At 41.0% G+C, this 17,530-nt stretch carries 18 protein-coding genes, 1 pseudogene and 1 other annotated feature; of the genes and pseudogenes, 7 read left to right on the forward strand and 12 right to left on the reverse strand.

From position 1 onward, the window contains the following. Positions 1–166: 166 nt before the first annotated feature. The gene (gene pepV / locus ACFOU2_RS06950) at positions 167–1,576 is read right to left on the reverse strand and encodes a dipeptidase PepV (RefSeq protein ID WP_377913510.1); all 1,410 of its coding nucleotides are present in this window, start codon (positions 1,574–1,576) and stop codon (positions 167–169) included. Positions 1,577–1,921: 345 nt separating this feature from the next. Between pepV and ACFOU2_RS06955 the strand changes: the two genes are divergently transcribed. Beyond that, positions 1,922–2,143, forward strand: coding sequence for a DeoR family transcriptional regulator (locus ACFOU2_RS06955; RefSeq protein WP_377913512.1), 222 nt, complete (start codon positions 1,922–1,924; stop codon positions 2,141–2,143). Between the two features lie 118 nt (positions 2,144–2,261). Here the strand turns inward: ACFOU2_RS06955 and ACFOU2_RS06960 are convergent, their stop codons facing one another. Then, complete coding sequence (locus ACFOU2_RS06960; RefSeq protein ID WP_377913514.1) at positions 2,262–2,987, reverse strand: pseudouridine synthase; 726 nt, start codon at positions 2,985–2,987, stop codon at positions 2,262–2,264. A 261-nt stretch (positions 2,988–3,248) separates the two neighbouring features. Between ACFOU2_RS06960 and ACFOU2_RS06965 the strand changes: the two genes are divergently transcribed. The 3 genes and pseudogenes from ACFOU2_RS06965 (at position 3,249) to ACFOU2_RS06975 (ending at position 4,146) form a co-directional block, all read left to right on the forward strand. Continuing rightward, a complete protein-coding gene (locus ACFOU2_RS06965) occupies positions 3,249–3,476 on the forward strand; it encodes a hypothetical protein (RefSeq protein ID WP_377913516.1) in 228 nt (75 codons plus the stop codon). Between the two features lie 134 nt (positions 3,477–3,610). Continuing rightward, positions 3,611–3,811 (forward strand): annotated as a pseudogene (locus ACFOU2_RS06970) (IS5/IS1182 family transposase); the annotation flags it as partial. A 167-nt stretch (positions 3,812–3,978) separates the two neighbouring features. Further along, a complete protein-coding gene (locus tag ACFOU2_RS06975) occupies positions 3,979–4,146 on the forward strand; it encodes a XapX domain-containing protein (protein ID WP_377913518.1) in 168 nt (55 codons plus the stop codon). Positions 4,147–4,206: 60 nt separating this feature from the next. Here ACFOU2_RS06975 and ACFOU2_RS06980 read toward each other — a convergent pair whose 3' ends face one another. Beyond that, entirely contained in the window at positions 4,207–4,359 is a 153-nt protein-coding gene (locus tag ACFOU2_RS06980) for an SMR family transporter (RefSeq protein WP_377913628.1), read from the reverse strand. 146 nt (positions 4,360–4,505) lie between these two features. Further along, on the reverse strand, positions 4,506–6,146 hold the full coding sequence (locus tag ACFOU2_RS06985; RefSeq protein ID WP_377913520.1) for a putative polysaccharide biosynthesis protein: 1,641 nt from the start codon (positions 6,144–6,146) through the stop codon (positions 4,506–4,508). Positions 6,147–6,302: 156 nt separating this feature from the next. On the opposite strand from ACFOU2_RS06985, the gene ACFOU2_RS06990 reads away from it, so the two are divergent. Next, complete coding sequence (locus ACFOU2_RS06990) at positions 6,303–7,574, forward strand: BaiN/RdsA family NAD(P)/FAD-dependent oxidoreductase (protein ID WP_377913522.1); 1,272 nt, start codon at positions 6,303–6,305, stop codon at positions 7,572–7,574. A 214-nt stretch (positions 7,575–7,788) separates the two neighbouring features. Here the strand turns inward: ACFOU2_RS06990 and ACFOU2_RS06995 are convergent, their stop codons facing one another. From ACFOU2_RS06995 to ACFOU2_RS07030, 8 genes are all read right to left on the reverse strand, one after another. Beyond that, complete coding sequence (locus tag ACFOU2_RS06995; RefSeq protein ID WP_377913524.1) at positions 7,789–7,968, reverse strand: sporulation protein Cse60; 180 nt, start codon at positions 7,966–7,968, stop codon at positions 7,789–7,791. Positions 7,969–7,972: 4 nt separating this feature from the next. After that, on the reverse strand, positions 7,973–8,206 hold the full coding sequence (locus ACFOU2_RS07000; protein ID WP_377913526.1) for a DUF2553 family protein: 234 nt from the start codon (positions 8,204–8,206) through the stop codon (positions 7,973–7,975). Between the two features lie 207 nt (positions 8,207–8,413). After that, positions 8,414–8,719, reverse strand: a complete 306-nt coding sequence (locus tag ACFOU2_RS07005) for a rhodanese-like domain-containing protein (protein ID WP_377913528.1) — start codon at positions 8,717–8,719, stop codon at positions 8,414–8,416. Between the two features lie 287 nt (positions 8,720–9,006). Further along, positions 9,007–11,421, reverse strand: coding sequence for a leucine--tRNA ligase (leuS, locus tag ACFOU2_RS07010; protein WP_377913530.1), 2,415 nt, complete (start codon positions 11,419–11,421; stop codon positions 9,007–9,009). Between the two features lie 98 nt (positions 11,422–11,519). After that, positions 11,520–11,759: a binding site (T-box leader), on the reverse strand. Positions 11,760–12,135: 376 nt separating this feature from the next. Beyond that, entirely contained in the window at positions 12,136–13,458 is a 1,323-nt protein-coding gene (locus ACFOU2_RS07015; RefSeq protein WP_377913532.1) for a GntP family permease, read from the reverse strand. 412 nt (positions 13,459–13,870) lie between these two features. Next, the gene (locus tag ACFOU2_RS07020; RefSeq protein ID WP_377913534.1) at positions 13,871–15,067 is read right to left on the reverse strand and encodes an MDR family MFS transporter; all 1,197 of its coding nucleotides are present in this window, start codon (positions 15,065–15,067) and stop codon (positions 13,871–13,873) included. Between the two features lie 163 nt (positions 15,068–15,230). Then, entirely contained in the window at positions 15,231–15,395 is a 165-nt protein-coding gene (locus ACFOU2_RS07025) for a glycogen biosynthesis protein GlgD (RefSeq protein ID WP_377913536.1), read from the reverse strand. A 17-nt stretch (positions 15,396–15,412) separates the two neighbouring features. Next, positions 15,413–15,676 (reverse strand): YtzC family protein, encoded by a 264-nt coding sequence (locus ACFOU2_RS07030; RefSeq protein ID WP_377913538.1) that lies wholly within the window; start codon positions 15,674–15,676, stop codon positions 15,413–15,415. A 199-nt stretch (positions 15,677–15,875) separates the two neighbouring features. Between ACFOU2_RS07030 and ACFOU2_RS07035 the strand changes: the two genes are divergently transcribed. Both ACFOU2_RS07035 and ACFOU2_RS07040 read left to right on the forward strand, forming a co-directional pair. Further along, entirely contained in the window at positions 15,876–16,844 is a 969-nt protein-coding gene (locus tag ACFOU2_RS07035) for a TIGR01212 family radical SAM protein (RefSeq protein ID WP_377913540.1), read from the forward strand. After that, the gene (locus tag ACFOU2_RS07040) at positions 16,841–17,413 is read left to right on the forward strand and encodes a class I SAM-dependent methyltransferase (RefSeq protein WP_377913542.1); all 573 of its coding nucleotides are present in this window, start codon (positions 16,841–16,843) and stop codon (positions 17,411–17,413) included. The genes ACFOU2_RS07035 and ACFOU2_RS07040 overlap by 4 nt, the downstream gene beginning before the upstream one ends. Positions 17,414–17,530: the final 117 nt, after the last annotated feature.

Raw genomic sequence — 17,530 nt, forward strand, 5'->3', positions numbered from 1 at the left:
TAAATTGGTGAAAATAATTTTGAGGGTGTCTCAAAGAACATCCTTTTGAGACACCCTCCTGCGATGGACCGTCATTATAAATCCAAGAAAATCAAGCATGGCGTTGACGCCCATCACAGGAAAAATGGATGATTACCGTCATCTGGAGGCTTTTGAGTCAGCCCCTTTATTTCGCTAATTCGTATATAGCTTGTGCATAAATGGCCGCGGCTTTTAACATATCTTCAATCATGATATATTCGTCCTTTTGATGGGCCAATTCCTCTCGGCCAGGGAATAATGGTCCGAATGCTACCCCTGCTTTCAATGAACGGGCATAAGTGCCTCCACCAATGGAAAGCAATGTCGCCTCTTCCCCTGTTTGTTCCGTATACACTTTCTGTAACGTTTTAATCAGCTCATGATCTTGTTCTACATGATGAGGTTTGGAATCAGAGACATTTTCCACGTTCATATGATAAGCTGCACTCATTTGACGAATCGTATCAATCGTTTTTTCAATGTTCGCTGTAACCGGATAACGGGTATTGACACCTATTTTACCGCCCTTTGTTTTATCATAATGAAGAATACCCACATTGATCGTTAACTTTCCTGTAATATCATCACTGTAGTTTACGTTCAGCTTCTCACCTGTCGTATCTCCCACAAAATATTGATACACGTACCCGATGAACTCTTTTGCCTGCTCATCCAACGGCAATGTATGTAAAAACTGACTTAATATCAAGCCCGCATTTTCCCCTAATTCAGGAACGCTGCCATGAGCTGATACCCCTTCAAGCTTTAATGTAACGAGTTGGCCTTCCACGTTGACCTTTCCCTGTAATTCACGCTCTTGCAAAAAGGTTTCGAAAGAAGAAGAAAGATCAACAGAAGAATCATTTACGACCAAAATAGCTTCCGCAAAATCAGGAACCATATTATATCTTCTGCCTGACTGGAATGTTTTTAATACTATTGTCCCTTCTGTTGATAAACTGCTGTTTTGGATCAAATCAAAGTCGGCAATCCCTTTTTCGGCATAAATAATGGGGAAATCCGCATCGGGCGCAAAACCCATTATTGGCATTTCTTCGTGCTTGAAGTAGTGATCCACACATTGCCAGCTGCTTTCTTCATCGGTTCCCAAAATGATACGGACCCTTTTATTTAATGGCAGATTCAATTCTTTTACGATCTTCATCGCATAATAGGCTGCCATTGTTGGTCCCTTGTCATCAATGGCACCGCGCGCATAAATGTTCCCATCTTTGATTTCCGCTCCATATGGATTGGTAGACCACCCATCGCCTTCAGGAACAACGTCCACATGACAAAGAATGCCAATTAGTTCTTTTCCGCTTCCCATTTCAATATGGCCTGCATAGCCATCTACATTTTTCGTCTTGAATCCGTCTTTTTCGCCCAGTTGCAGCAAATGGGTTAAAGCACGGTGGATTCCTTCTCCAAAAGGCATCTCTTTCGTTTTGGTCGATTCGTCCAGCACGCTTTTGATTTGCAAAAATTGTTGCGTATCTTGAATCAGCTGCTCTTTTCGTTTTTCCACTTCATTCAACCAATTGATGTTTTCCATGATCCGATTACTCCTTTTCGTCATCTACTTTCTCACTTTATCACATTTTTTTTTGAAAACAAAAGGGAAGAACATGGGCAAAACAAAGCAGGATTTTTCAGTCTAAATTTTCAGTCTTTTTAATAAAATGTAACAAAACAGGAATAATAAAGGAGGGTGTTACAGAGAAATTACATAATCATATCAGTTTTTTGTAAATATTGTGTTAATTTGTGCATTTGCCTTTTAATTTCCAATGGATTTTGTGTACAATATAATTGTAGAAATTTTTACTTTAATAGTGCTTGACATCTTAGAGTGGGTAGTAAGCTTTGCCATGCGAAAAAATGATAAGGAAGTGGTTGTTTGAAACCTTCAACTAACCGAATGCTAACTCGTATCAAAGCAGTCTACATGTTTATCCGTAAAAATGGAACAGTGACTACACAGGAACTGGTGGATGAATTTGGTATTACACCAAGAACCATTCAACGAGATTTAAACGTGTTAGCATATAACGACCTAGTTCACAGCCCGAGCCGTGGCAGATGGGCAACTACAAGCAAAAAAGTAAGGATGTCGTCATAATAAAATGGCATGGAAGTAAAAATGATATAAAGACAAGCACTTAAATATGGTACACCCATATAATGATTGAAATAATTTAGAAAAGAACCTTTCATTGTAAAAGGTTCCTTTTTTCTGGTCATATATCTGTTGGTGTATAAGATTGTAATAATTCTATCTCTTCCTCCGTTAATTCTCTATATTCTCCAAGCTCCAACCTGTCATCCAGCTGCAACGGTCCCATCGAGATTCTCTTTAAATACGTCACTTTTTTCCCTACCGATTCAAACATTCGTTTCACTTGATGAAATTTGCCTTCCGTAATCGTTAACTCAATCTCTGATCTGTCCCCGCTTGATAAAACGGTTAGCTTAGCCGGTTTGGTCATATATCCATCATCCAGTATCACACCCTGCTTAAAAGCTTCTACATCTTCTCCTGTCACAGGCGCGTTAATGCGGGCAAAATATGTTTTTGGTACATGTTTTTTAGGAGACAATAACTTATGTGATAGTTGTCCGTCATTTGTCAGCAATAAAAATCCTTCTGTATCCTTATCCAGCCGCCCTACCGGAAAAGGCTCATATACCGCATCCTCCAACTCCAACAAATCTACAACCGTTTTTTGCTGCAAATCTTCCGTTGCCGAAATAACCCCTTGCGGTTTATTCATCATTAAATAAATAAATTCTTTATAAGAAACGATTTCTCCATGGACGGTTACTTCTTGCTCATCCGGATTGACCTGTGTTTTTGGATCCTTAACTACTTCTTCATCTACCTTAACAGCCCCGGATTTCAATAACCCTTTCACTTCTTTTCTGCTGCCGTATCCAACGTTAGCCAGTAATTTGTCAATTCTCATTTTTACACCTCTAACTGTCTAAATCTCCCTATATTGTACCACGATATTTACTTCTCTATTTTCTTTCTATATAAATCCAACTTAATCTCTCGACATAAGCCGAGTTGCTTTATTCTATTCATGGCTTTTTTGTTCTTGCATCCTGGATAAGCTAAAAAGGTTCAATGTGGATTTATATAGTCAAGAATAGGCATTTGCTCTATTTCACATTCGTCTATTTTACATACACTAAGGTGTAAACTTAAAAAGGAGTGAATTTCAATGTATTCTTATTATTATGATTCTATGTATAATATCCCTCAACAGGTTTATGAACCAGTGTATGGTGTATCTCAAGAGACTTATGATCAATGGTATGATGGACGCCAACAATTTCCGGGCGGATTTGGTCAACAATTTGGCCAACGCTTAAATCGTCTTGAAAGAGAGGTAGAGCGTCTTGACAGACGTGTCAGCCGAATCGAGCGCAGATTAGGGATGGGATTTTAAAAAAAGAAAGGGGAGTCCTTCTCCACGGGCTGTCGAGAAACCTCGACAGCCTATTTATTTGTCTTTTTTCTTCATTTATTCACCGCGTTAATTTGTTATAATATACGTAACTTGATTGAGACGGTGAATCCTTTATGTTTCATACAAGAAAAGAAACCCAAAATGAAATAGAATTTGTCTGCATCCATGATTTAGTGCCGAAGGATCATCTTCTTTGCAAAATGGATCAGTATATTGATTTTTCCTTCATTTCCTAAAAGGTTCGTCCTTTCTACTGCGAGGACAACGGTCGCCCTTCTTTGGATCCTCTTATTTTATTTAAAATGGTGTTCATCAGGGCTGACTCAAAAGCCTTCAGAAAAAAACGTTCATGTTTTTTGATCAGATAGACAAAACTAAAAAGAATGATTGCTTCATCCCTTTTAAGATTTTAACAGAAGCAAAAGCCCCTCTTACCGGTTATAAAGATTAATAAATCAACATACAGATGAGGTGTGATTCCTTGGAGGAAGTCGTCTTAGCACTTGTAACGGGAGGTTTTGTGGGTTTTTTATTCACGCTATTCCGTTTACCATTACCTGCTCCACCAGTTTTAGCGGGCGTAGCAGGAATAATCGGCATTTATTTAGGACATAAGTTGTTTAACTGGGTTTCTATTTTCTTTAAATGAGCTTACAAAGGTTCTCGTATAAGCGATTGCCAAGAACCCTTAATGCCGCTTGGTGATCGCTTATGCGTAAAGAATTTGACATGGGCGTTTTTGGCTCATGTCAAATTCTTTACGTGGATTTATATATATTTTTTCTTTCCAAATTAATACTCCAATTAGTGCGATGGCTGCCGTACTTACTCCAGACCAAACAGCATAGGCCTCAATGTGTATAAACTCAACATACCTATTAGATAAACTAAGACTAAAAGAGAGGACCCGTCATGAAAATCCAGCAAAACCAGAGGATTCCGTGACGGGTCCGTTCAGTAAAGATCAACTTTTGTCATTGATTAGAGACTTATGGGACAGCCTCCTTTTTACACACTCTTTTGCCTTAATAACTTTCGACGGATGGTATTTTCCAATCGCTTACCCATTACCTTTTCCAACAAACCAGAGCGATATGATGCATAGAAATAAACCCCTGCTCCAATGATGGCTCCTGTCATCGAAATCACTCCCGAAGCGAGACGTCCATCCTCATACGTCATAAACAATGATAGGCTATATTGTACCGATAAAACGGCTAACCCCATTAATAAAGCAAAAATCGTCATTAATAATGATCGCTTAATGAGCACCTGGAAATCATAATGTGCATGTTTTTTAATCATATAAAACGTATACACAATCGAAACCGTATAGCCTAAAGCGGTCGCTAAAATAGAGCCAATTTCATGGAACACGAAAATGAATGGCATATTAAACACGATTTTTACTAAAAGACCAAGCACTAAGCTAATGACAGCATATTTCTGTTTATTAATTCCTTGCAAAATAGCCGCATTCACTGTAAAAAACGAAAACCATAAAGCTAAAGGAGCGTAAATTCGAAGGATAGCTCCGCCGGCAACTGCCGCATCTTTGACGTCATATAAAAAACCATAGATTGGATAAGATAGGACCGCCAAGCCGATAACAGCTGGAAGAACCAAAAAGACAATCGTTTGGTATGTTTGGTCAATTTGATGCTTTAAAAGAGCATGGTCACCGTCTGTAAAGGATTTAGTGATGGTCGGTACAAGCGTCAATCCAAATGCTGTTGCGATGGAAAGTGGAATCATCACCAATTTCGGCACCCATGTTTGGATGATTCCAAACATGTACTCTGTTTTCTCCTTCTCTCCCGCTGCAATCATTGCCTTATTAAACGTGTATTGATCGACATATTGAAATAAAGGAATGGCCAGGCCGATAAACACAAACGGCCCTGCGTATGTGAACAACTCTTTAAACATTTGGGCTGTTGTAATATTAGAAGGTTCAATACTTTCCTCCAATAGTTTGTCCAAATGCGGCTTTCTTTTCTTCCAATACCAAAACAGCACAACAAGACCTCCGAGCGCCCCTACAAACGCAGCAAACGTGGCAAAGCCAACAGCCGTTGCAACCGTTCCGTGATACACCTTAATAACAATATAAGCGGCAACTAATAAGAAGACGATACGGACAAGCTGTTCGACCACTTGAGACACAGCTGTCGGACCCATCGATTGGTGTCCCTGAAAAAAACCTCGAATAATACTCATCATCGGGACAATGATAAGGGCTATACTGACCATTCGGATGACCATTGTTACATCTTCAACTGAGTTTTCCAGCCCTTCGCTTCCTAACGTCGCTTTGGCGATAGAAGGCGCAGTCATGTAAAGAACAGCAAAAGCTAAAAAGCCTGTTACCAACATCAGTTTTATTCCAGCACGAAATAACCTTCTGCTTGTATAATAATCTCCCATCGCGTTATACTTGGATACGAACTTTGAAACGGCCATCGGTACGCCCGCTGTGGCCAAACTTAAATAAATGGTATATTGTGCATATCCGTACCCGAATAAGGTACCTCCCAATGTTCCCACAAGGGCATAAAAAGGAAATAAATAGATCATTCCTAAGATACGTGAAGCATACGTCCCTAATGTTAAGACAAACGTTCCTCGTAAAAGTTTAGAATCAGACATGAATGTGCCTCCAATATTGCAACTTACATAATGATAATAGTGATATGGCAGAAAATAAGCAAGTAAACATACTGCGTACCGAATAATTGTAACGGAACTTTTGATTTTTGTCAGGTACTGAAGTCATGTTTTAGAAAAGAACAGGTTGGTGAAAAGATGAAGTATGATGTAATTGTCATCGGGGGAGGACCTTCGGGACTCATGGCCTCGATTGCTGCAGGTGAAACAGGAGCAAAGGTGCTGCTTATCGATAAAGGTAATAAGCTTGGAAGAAAGCTTGCGATTTCCGGGGGCGGCCGCTGCAATGTTACGAACCGGCTGCCCGTAGAAGAGATTGTGAAGCATATACCGGGTAATGGCCGCTTTTTATATAGCGCCTTCTCTGTTTTTAATAATGAGGATATTATTTCTTTTTTTGAAAATCTCGGTATTCAATTGAAAGAAGAAGATCACGGACGAATGTTTCCGATTACCGATAAAGCCCAATCAGTAGTAGATGCCTTAATCGGTGAACTCAAAAGACTAAAGGTGGATATTCAAACAAATACTCCTGTCGAAAAGGTGGAGTATGAAGATGGCCGCGTAAAAGGAGTGCATTTAAAAGACGGACGCTTTTTCGAGGCAAAAAGCGTCATCCTTGCGGTAGGAGGAAAATCTGTTCCTCATACAGGATCAACCGGTGACGGATATGCATGGGCAGAAGAAGCCGGTCATACGATTACCGAACTTTATCCAACAGAGGTACCGGTCACTTCGGGTGAACCATTCATCCAAAATAAATCATTACAAGGGCTTTCATTGCGAAATGTGGCTTTAAGTGTATTAAACAAAAAAGGAAAACCGGTTATCACCCATCAAATGGATATGATTTTTACTCATTTTGGCTTATCCGGACCCGCCGTGTTACGCTGCAGTCAGTATGTCGTAAAAGAGTTAAAAAAACAAAAAGCGAATACGGTCACGATGAGTCTTGATGCAATTCCCGACAAACATGAGGAACAGCTGTTTCAAGAAATGCTTAAACTAATAAAAGCTGATCCTAAAAAAGCGTTTAAAAATGTATGTAAAGGACTGCTTCCTGAACGTTATCTATTATTTTTACTAGAGCAGGTGGGCATTGACGGACAAGCTGCCGCAGGGCAAATATCCCACGAAAAGATCAGGCAGTTCGTCAAACTGTGCAAACAGTTTCCTATTCAGGTCAATGGTACCCTCTCCCTTGAAAAAGCGTTTGTCACCGGAGGAGGGATTTCTGTTAAAGAAATTCATCCGAAGGAAATGGCGTCCAAGCTGATGGCCGGCTTATATTTTTGCGGAGAAATTTTAGACATCCATGGCTATACGGGAGGATATAACATTACGGCTGCTCTTGTGACAGGAAGATTAGCAGGAACAAACGCCGGGCAATATGCTCGCAGCCATTCATAAGAAAAGCGGAGGCGACTGTTTAGCTCCGACGTCCGTTGGAACTCCTGACAAAGAACCGCTTTTTGGTTCTGTAGGAAGGAGTGAAACGTAGGAGGAGCTAGGAGCCGCAGCTAGACAATAAGAAAAGCGGAGGCGACTGTTTAATCTTGAGGGCCGTAGGGGCTGGCTCGTGCAAGCTAGACCACCAAGAAAAGCGGAACGAGCCTGGGATTTCCTAGGCTCGATAAACAACCATGGCTGAAAAGCAATAAATTTGTTCCCCCTCTTGATCTACGTGAAGAGCAACCTGGTACTTAATGTCGATGAGACTATCTTCCGATAACGTTCCCAAAAATCGGTTCAATTTTTGTTCTAGGTCTGTTTCATGCTCCTCATCAAATAATTTCACTTGCACCTATTCAACACCACCCTAAATCGCACCCTTCTACATAAGGTCCGGAAATAACAGAGGACGTGTCAATGACCTTTAAAATCTTCCCCTCTTCATACACATAGCCGTCCTGCAAATCATACTGCTTTCCTTCTTCTGAAAAAATAATTTTACCGATCATTTCTCTGTGAAAATATAACTCCATATACCCATCCTTTAATTTCGCGTTCACCCGTTCTGTCACGTTCATGATATGAAGCATTGGCATTCCTCCTTTCTTCATGTTTACGACAAAATCCATCAACTTATGAATAACGTTCAAAAAATTTCCTTATCCGTAAATCGGGACAAAAAAAGAACCTTTCCCATCACCCCAGCGAGTTGCAAGGTTTGGATAGAAAGATTCTCTTTAAACTCAAGCTAGATTGACCTAGTGTTAACTTTAGGCCCATTCCCGTATTAGCTGTATTTACTCTACATCTCCTGACCATTCTAACATGCCGCCAACCATATTGCGCACCTTGTATCCTTGCTCTTGAAGGTATTCACAAACACGCTCGCTGCGATAACTGGATCGGCAAATAAAGATATACTCTTTGTTTTTATCAAAGTAATCCAGGTTTGCTGGGATATCACCCATTTTAATATGTATTGCTGTTGGAATTTTCCCGGATGCCACTTCTTCATCTTCACGAACATCGACAAGCAATAACTTTTCTCCTGCTTCTAATTTCCTTTTTAATTCTTCTGTTGTAATCGTTGGAATATCTCTCATGTCATCTACCCTCTTTGCTTTGTATTGTTGAAGCTATTGTAACAAAAAAGACAGCATAAATTCCATGCAAACATACCTAAAGCCCGAAATTCCTTGCCTGTCTATAATAGCTACAAAAGATAAAGGACACTTCCATCAGTGGGGGTTTTCCTTTATACCCCACTTAAACTTCTCCGATTACGCTAAGTTTTGAAGTAGAGGTCTTACTGCCCGTTAATGCGGGATAAAAATCCCCTCATCCACTGATGCAAAAGACGATCGGGAGATTAACTTCCCGATCGTCTTTTTTAGTTAGCAACAATATTCACTAATTTACCAGGAACAGCAATAACTTTACGTACTGTTTTTCCTTCGATTTGCTGTTGAACACTCTCATCCGACATGGCTATTTCTTCCATTTCCTCTTTTGAGGCTTTCGCAGAAATGCTTAGTTTGGCACGAACTTTTCCGTTCACTTGAATGACGATTTCTACCTCGTCTTCTACAAGTTTTGCCTCATCATATGCTGGCCATGCTTCGTAAGAGATGGATTCGCTGTGGCCAAGTTTGGACCAAAGCTCTTCTGCAATATGCGGACAAATCGGTGACAATAGTTTTACAAAGCCTTCCACAAATGTTTTTGGTAATACTTCCGCTTTATAGGCATCATTGATGAAGACCATTAGTTGTGAAATACCCGTATTAAAACGAAGTCCCTCATAGTCTTCCGTCACTTTCTTCACTGTTTGGTGGTAGACACGTTCTAAGACCGCATCGCTGCTGTCTTGAATTTTGTCACTTAGCGTACCATCTTCATTTACAAACAAACGCCATACCCGATCCAAGAAACGGCGTGATCCATCTAATCCTTTTGTTGACCATGCAATAGACGCTTCAAGAGGTCCCATAAACATCTCATACAATCGAAGGGTGTCCGCTCCGTGGCTTGTTACGATTTCATCAGGGTTCACTACGTTTCCTCTTGATTTACTCATCTTTTCATTGTTTTCCCCTAGAATCATTCCCTGGTTAAATAATTTTTGGAATGGCTCTTTTGTTGTCACAACACCGATGTCGTATAAGAATTTATGCCAGAAACGTGCATACAGCAAGTGAAGCACCGCATGTTCTGCACCGCCGATGTAAATATCGACCGGCAGCCATTGTTCAAGCTTTTCAGTATCCGCTAATTTATCATGGTTATGCGGATCGATATAACGCAGGTAGTACCAGCAGCTTCCTGCCCATTGCGGCATCGTATTTGTTTCACGGCGTCCTTTTTTGCCTGTCTCAGGATCCACCACATTTACCCATTCCTCGATATTGGCTAATGGAGATTCTCCTGTACCGGACGGTTTGATTTCTTTTGTTACTGGAAGCATCAACGGAAGTTGTTCCTCAGGCACAACTGTCATCGTGCCGTCTTCCCAATGAATGACAGGAATTGGCTCGCCCCAATAACGCTGACGGCTGAACAACCAGTCACGAAGACGATATGTGACTTCTTTGGAACCAATTTTCTTTTCTTCCAGCCATTCAATCATTTTAGTAATAGCTTCTTCTTTGTTTAAGCCATTTAAGAAGTCGGAGTTTACATGCTCACCATCACCTGTATACGCTTCTTTCGTTACGTCTCCTCCTGCCACTACTTCTTTAATCGGCAGATCGAACTTTTTAGCGAATTCAAAGTCACGCTCATCGTGAGCAGGTACTGCCATAATCGCACCCGTGCCATAGCTCATTAGTACATAATCGGCAATCCAAATCGGCATTCTCTCGCCATTTACCGGGTTGATTGCGTATGCACCTGTAAACACACCTGTCTTATCCTTTGCTAAATCTGTACGCTCAAGATCACTTTTTGCTTTCACTTGATCCAAATAAGTGTTTACCGCTTCTTTTTGCTCAGAAGTCGTAATTTTTTCAACAAATGGATGTTCAGGGGCTAACACTGCGTACGTTGCACCAAACAAGGTATCCGGACGCGTCGTGAAAACAGTGAACGTTTCATTATGCCCTTCAATATTAAAGTGAACATGCGCACCTTCAGATCGGCCTATCCAGTTACGCTGCATTTCTTTAATGCTCTCAGGCCAGTCAAGTTCTTCCAAATCTTCTAATAAACGATCTGCATAAGCTGTAATTTTTAACATCCATTGCTTCATCGGTCGGCGTTCAACCGGATGTCCTCCGCGCTCGCTTTTGCCGTCGATGACTTCCTCGTTGGCCAATACCGTCCCTAATGCCGGACACCAGTTTACAGCCACCTCATCAATATAGGCTAAACCTTTTTCGTAAAGCTTCAAGAAAATCCATTGCGTCCACTTGTAGTAATTTGGATCTGTCGTATTGATTTCTCGATCCCAATCGTAGGAGAAACCCAGTGATTTAATTTGACGGCGGAAATTATCAATATTGTGCTTTGTGAATTCAGCAGGGTCATTTCCAGTATCTAACGCATATTGCTCAGCAGGCAGCCCGAATGCATCCCATCCCATTGGATGAAGCACATTGTACCCTTGCATGCGTTTCATTCGGGACAAGATATCCGTTGCGGTATATCCTTCAGGATGTCCTACATGAAGACCCGCCCCGGATGGATACGGGAACATATCTAACGCATAAAATTTACGTTTACCTTTATCCTCCGTCGTTTTGAACGTTTTATTGTTTTCCCAATAATGCTGCCATTTTTTCTCAATCTCTTGATGATTGAAAGCCATGAATTGTCCTCCTCATTTCATTATTCACTCTGAAGATTGATAAAGTCATCTACTCTCATTCTAGACAGTTTGACCTAAATAAAAAACCTCCCATCCCAAAAAGGGACGAGAGGATTCTTTCATCTTCCCGCGGTACCACCCACATTAGTGCATAAAACTGACACTCGCTTTAATCCTTTAACGCAGGCAATACGGCAAACATTACTCTTGCTTGTAAGCAAGCTGTTTCACATTTGCAACTCAAAGGCGAGTTCATGAACGCTCGTTTGCTGACTTACACCAACCGTCAACTCTCTTTGCTCGCTTCGTTCATTACTACTCCTTTTCAACGCTTTTCATTGTCTCATTACTTTGTATTGTAAATAATATGGTTTAAAACCGCAAGTTGTTCGTTCGTATTTTACCAAAATTATTTTTATCCCACTCTAACGGACAGTATCCCACCGAGTAAAGTTTCCCTTTATTACATAGTATACTATTTTTACAAACAGAAAACGAGCACTGAGATAATAGAGGGCATTTATACTGTCATCATCACATTCTTTTCATTTTTTATTTTCTATTATGTTCTTTTATTTTTTTATTATACCATTATACTGCTATTCTCAGGTAAGAGAAACCCTTTTAGGAAAGCTTGGATAACTACGACTATATAAAAGCACGCTGTCCTTTTACAGGATAGCGTGCTCCGTATAGCCTATTACTCTAGCCTTGTTATAATCCTAGACCAAAGGAGAATAGAACAATAGCTAAAATAACACCAACCAGCGGAACAATGACCGTCATGGCACCAACGGCACCATAAGCATCTTGATGGGATTCTCCGCAGATTCCGCGTATCGTTGTGACAACATAACCATTATGCGGCAAAGAATCCAAACATCCCGAGGAAATAGCAAGGACACGGTGCAGCGCCTCTGGATTGACTCCTATGTCCATATAGTGGGGAGCTAAAATCGGTAAAGCAATCGCTTGACCACCGGATGCAGACCCGGTAATACCTGCAATGGCACTAACAGCAATCGCCCCCCCAATTAGCGGGCTTCCGGGAATACTTGTCATGGTATCGACCGCTACCTGGAATGCCGGCACAGCTTTTGCCACTCCGCCGAAGCCAACAACAGCCGCTGTATTACCGATGGCGATTAACGCCCCCAACGTTCCTTCCGATACCGCACTCCAGTAATTACGGAAGTATTTCCAGTTAATAAGAGTCGTTGCGAGAACACCGCCTAATAAAGCGATAATTAGTGCGGATTGCTTTAAAGAATCATGGAATACAAAGGAAATAACTAGGACAACTAATAAAGGAATTAAACTTAAAATCGGGTTTGGGAGTTGACTGTCATCAGCTGTAATGGGATCATTGTCACGTGCAACGAAACGTTCACCCTTTTCTACTGCTTTTTTAATCATCCGTTTTAGCCACCAATAACCAAACACAGCCATAACGATGGCCACGATTAAACTCACTTCCCAGCCTGCATACGGACTAGTTCCTAAATACTCGATTGGAATCCAGTTTTGGATTTCGGGAGAGCCCGCCGATGTCATCGTAAATGTAACCGAACCAAATGCCAGGGCAGCTGGGATGAATCTTCTTGGTAAATCGGCTTGTTTGAACAAGCTTACTGCCATCGGATACACTGAGAATGCTACGACGAATAGACTGACGCCCCCATATGTTAAGATAGCACAAGCCAGCACGACCGCTAATGCGGCACGCTTCATCCCCATTTTCTCAACAATCCACTTAGAAACAGAATCAGCCGCACCACTGTCTTCCATCACCTTTCCAAAAATGGCCCCCAGCAAGAACATTAAATACCAGGACGTCACGAAGCCCGAAAAACCAGTCATATAATTTCCGACAAAATTAGCTTCTCCTTCTCCTACAAGCTGCGGAAAAAGAGGCATGCCGCCCAGCACTGCCACAAACAAAGCACAAAGCGGGCCGGCAACCAGGAGATTCATTCCTCTCATGGTTAAGATGATTAATAAAGCAAGTCCCCCGATTAGACCAATCATACTTAACATCTTTTCTCCCCCTTTAACATATCATTATAAAGAAAACGCTTTCAATAACTTCGAAAACACCTTTCAAGGTTGTCTTCTCTGTCTATCACTATATTATTTTGGTTATAACCATTACATTCTACATTTCTCAAAAAATATATGAATCCACGTAAGACCTTTTCAGCCTATTCCGGATAAAGGGACAGAAGGACCGTGAAGAGAATAGGAAGTGATGACAGGTGTTAAAAAATTACGTTATTTATATGAATAAACGGACATGAATAAAAAGCATCCATGTCCGTTTACTTACGCATAAGCAGTTGGCAAACAACCCTATGGTCTCTTGCCAACTGCTTATTTGAGAGCCTTTATAAGCTAATTCAAGATGATAGAACAGAACGACCGTATGAAAATCTGAACCATAACAATAAGTTTAGGAAGCAGCCCCCGCAATGGTTTCGGCTTGTTGCACTTGATTGATTTTCCGGTTATACGCCGCTGTGGTGAATAGAGAAATAACCAAGAAACCAATCAATACGTAAAACAGGGCACTCATATTGTAGTAATCTGCCAGTACGCCGCCAATTAAAGGACCAATCATTCTTCCGCCTGTTGCTGTACTGTTTACCACACCTTGATAAAAACCTTCTCTTCCCTTTGGGGCAACCATGCTTGCAATAGTCGGCACGGCCGGCCACACAAACATTTCCCCAATCGTCAAGACAATCATAGCTACAAGGAAATGCCAAAATTGATGAGAAACGGAGACAATAGCAAATGAAGCAATAAAGATGGAAATCCCAATCATGATTTGAGCTTTTAATGTTTTGGCTATTAATTTAATAAGACCATTAACAATCGGCTGTCCGATCACAATGAGCAACCCGTTGATCGTCCAAAGCAAACTATATTGTTTCAATGATATATCGATCTCCTGTGTATAGGCAGAAATTGTTGAGGCCCATTGGGAGTAAGCAACCCAGCATAGTAAATAGCCCATACAAAGCGTTAGCAGGGCTTGAAATTTGGCGTGGTTTTTTACAGGAGATATCTCATCGAGTACACTAACTTGTTTGGCTTTTTCTGCAGATATCTTACGATAGGAAAACGCTGCTATCAGGAAAAAGAGCATATACATCATCGCATTGGCAATAAAAATATATTTAAAGGAATAAGAGGCAACGAGCCCGCCAAGAGCAGAGCCAATAGCAACACCGGCATTTTGGGCAACATACAAAGCATTGAAGGCTTTACGCCCTCCTTCCGGCCATACCGTTCCACCCATTGCATACATGGCTGGAAATACAATTCCTGACCCTAGTCCGATGATAACGAGCAAAACGATGTAAAAAGACCACTCATGGAAAAAGACGAGTGTAACCAATGCCGCAAGTGTAATAAGGATTCCTGATAAAATGGATTTATAGCCGCCAACCTTATCAAACAACACTCCGCCCAATAGATTTCCGACAACACTTGCTCCGGAATTGAGCATTAACACGACACCGGCCACAGAGAGTGATTTACCTAAATGCTCATGAATATAAATCGTATTTAAAGGCCATAAGAAAGAAGCCCCTGTTACATTGATGAGCATTCCAATTACTAGGAGCCAAAGTGCACGAGGCATATATCGAGTACCTCCTTTTTAAACTTTTTAAAACCGTAAATTTCGAGTTCCAAAATAAATTGTATGGCCTTCTTGCCCTTTTGACAATACAAAGAAAAAACTTTATTTTTTTGAAATATAAGATCTTTTTCATGCATAAAAAACAGCCCGCTGGAGGCTGTTTTTATCGATCGGGATGCTGTTTTGATCGGATTGGCTGTGCTTTTTTAAGGTTCTTTTTCTTTATTTCTTGAACTGGATCAGATTCGCTTCCTAACTCCATATCTTTATTATTGATGCCGTTTTTTGTTTTTTGTTCGGGATTGTTTTGTTTTGAACGCTTCTTCATTTGTCTGCCCCTCCCTTTTAACGGTCTTCCAAAATCATTTCATTTTGCAGATTTTGAACTTGTAAACGCATACGGTAAAGTTGCTCTCTTTGCTGTGCATTCGCACTATGAGAAAACTCCTCCAGCTCTTTGTATGCATTTTCTAACCCTTGTTGTGCTTCCGTATATTCAGATAGGTTATAATGTTCTTGTTTTCGGCTTTCAGATAATTGCCCTTTTGCAAATCGAACGGTATCTTCACAATGTTGCAGAAGCTTATCAACAGATTGACGAGTTGTCATATTATTCCCTCCAAATCATTAATGCACATCTATAGTTTGCCTCATGCTCCATCAAACATTACCATCCATTTTTTCTCTGCGGAGTTCCATTTGGAACAACTTATAATTTTTGATACAATTGTTTGATGTAGCTTATCATCACCAAGCATATTATTCAGGTAGAATGTTATATACATTTTTTAAAAGGAGGTTTACTGACTTGAATCAGTTCAACCCATTTCCATATGCAGCAGACGATAAACGTTATCATACATGGAACTATCATTTACGCCAAACCTTTGGCCATAAAGTATTTAAAGTAGCACTTGATGGAGGATTTGATTGCCCTAACCGTGACGGTACTGTCGCCTATGGCGGATGTACGTTTTGCAGCGCGGCAGGATCCGGCGATTTTGCAGGAAACCGCGCTGATAATCTCGTCAAGCAGTTTCATGATATTAAAGATAAAATGCATGAAAAGTGGAAAGACGGCAAATATCTTGCCTATTTCCAGGCTTTCACAAACACTCATGCTCCCGTTGAAGTACTTCGCGAAAGGTATGAAACCGTTATGAATTTAGAAGGGGTGGTCGGGATGTCAATCGCCACACGCCCTGACTGTCTTCCCGATGATGTAGTGGAGTACTTGGCCGAGTTAAACGAACGTACATACCTTTGGGTAGAGCTTGGCCTTCAAACGGTTCATGAACGTACTGCCCTTTTAATTAATCGTGCCCATGATTACGAATGTTATGTAGAAGGGGTCAATAAATTAAGAAAACATGGTATTCGCGTTTGCTCTCACATCATTAACGGATTACCGCTGGAAACACCGGAAATGATGATGGAAACCGCTCGGGCTGTTTCGCAATTAGATGTACAAGGCATTAAAATTCATCTTCTTCATTTATTGAAAGGCACACCGATGGTGAAACAATATGAAAAAGGAATGCTGGAGTTCCTCTCTTTTGAAGACTATGTAAACCTTGTATGTGACCAATTGGAAAGCATTCCACCTGAAATGGTCGTTCATCGTATTACGGGTGATGGTCCGATTGACTTAATGATCGGACCAATGTGGAGTGTGAAAAAATGGGAAGTATTGAATGCAATCGATGCGGAACTGAAACGCCGAAATAGCTACCAAGGCAAATATTACAATAGACAGAAAGAAGTACAGAACATATGAAATTAGAACGTATTTTACCATTTGCCCGTACCCTGCTGCAAAAAGCGGTGAAAGAAGGCGACGTGGCAGTCGATGCAACAGTCGGAAATGGCCATGATACCGTCTTTTTAGCCAAACTGGTTGGTGAAACGGGACATGTATACGGATTTGATATTCAGCAGCAGGCAGTGGAAAACACCAAACAGAAAGTAACAGAACATGAAATGGAAAACCGGGTGACACTGTTTCAAAAAAGCCATGCTGAGATAAAGGAAGCATTGCCTCCATCAGCCTTCAAACGGGTTACAGGCGCCGTTTTCAACTTAGGTTATTTACCAGGGGGAGATAAAGCCATTGTTACAAGACCGGCTTCCACCATAAAGGCAATCGAACAGTTGCTTGAGGTTATGGCGCCAGAGGGAATCATTGTGCTCGTCATTTATCACGGCCATCCGGAAGGAGCTTTAGAAAGGGACGAATTGATGCAGTACGTCACAACAATTGATCAGCAAAAAGCTCATGTATTGCAATATCAATTCATCAACCAAAAAAACAACCCTCCGTTTATTGTGGCCATCGAAAAAAGATAAGAAAAGCGGAGAAAGCCCGCTTACATCCATAGGGCATTGTAAGCTCCTGACAAAGAAGCGCTTTTTGCTTCTGAAGGAAGGAGTGAAATGACCGTAGGATGTAGCTTTCGCAGCTGG

This window comes from Bacillus songklensis (assembly GCF_042649685.1).
In the GTDB taxonomy this organism is placed as follows: domain Bacteria; phylum Bacillota; class Bacilli; order Bacillales; family Bacillaceae_H; genus Bacillus_BA; species Bacillus_BA songklensis.